Origin of the sequence: Mesorhizobium sp. M7A.F.Ca.US.006.04.2.1 (genome assembly GCF_004022915.1) — a bacterium.
Taxonomy (GTDB): Bacteria; Pseudomonadota; Alphaproteobacteria; order Rhizobiales; family Rhizobiaceae; genus Mesorhizobium; species Mesorhizobium ciceri.
Genome location: NZ_RZQA01001502.1, coordinates 1 through 716, shown reverse-complemented (window position 1 = coordinate 716; position 716 = coordinate 1). Strand labels below are relative to the sequence as shown.

The following is a 716-nucleotide window of genomic DNA, read 5'->3' as shown; positions in this document are numbered from 1 at the left end:
GTTCTATGTGCTGTGCCTGACGCTGCACCTGACCAACGGCGTCAACTATCTGACCCTGGCGCTGATGTGGATTTTCGTCGCATCGCGCTATTTCCACGCCTGGGTTCACCTGACCAGCAACAATCTGCTGCTGCGCAGCCGGTCATTCTTCGTCAGTGCGGTGATTCTCCTGCTGGGATGGATCTGGTTCGCGCTGCACCTGCTCGGCATGGTTTGAGCAGGGCACTTTTTCCTTCTCCCGCAAGGGGAGAAGGAAAATCCGCGAGGGACGTCTACAGGTCGAACACCGCAATCTTGCGCTTGTCGAACTTGATGCCGATCTCGCCGCGTACCAGCTTGAGCGCGGCCTCGCCGAACACCGCGCGCCGCCAGCCCTGCAGGGCCGGTACGTCGGCTTCCTCGCCCTCGGCGGCGATACGGTCGATGTCGTCGCTGGAGGCCAGCACCTTGGAGGCGACGCCTTCCTTTTCGGCGACGATCCGCAGCAGCACCTTCAACAGTTCCGCCGCGGCGCTCGAGCCCTCGGGCGGCTGGAAACTCTTTGGCAGTTTCGGCATCTGCTCCTTGGGCAAGGCAAGGGCGGTGTTGACCGCGCCGAGCAGCGCCGTCGCCGTCGAGGAGCGTTCCCAGCCCTTCGGCGTCGTGCGCAGCTTGCCCAGGGCTGCCGCGTCGCGCGGCGCCTGCTGCGCCACCTCGTAGATCGCGTCGTCCTTGAG

General features: G+C 64.4%; 1 protein-coding gene and 1 pseudogene. One reads left to right on the top strand and one right to left on the bottom strand.

Annotation, left to right across the window (positions count from 1 at the left end):
* Positions 1–217, top strand: a 217-nt coding sequence (locus EN925_RS38355) for an MAPEG family protein (RefSeq protein ID WP_206633203.1), incomplete at its 5' end; no start/stop codon positions are given.
* A gap of 55 nt (positions 218–272) precedes the next feature.
* Here the strand turns inward: EN925_RS38355 and EN925_RS38350 are convergent.
* Positions 273–716, bottom strand: a pseudogene (locus EN925_RS38350) (ribonuclease D); the annotation flags it as partial.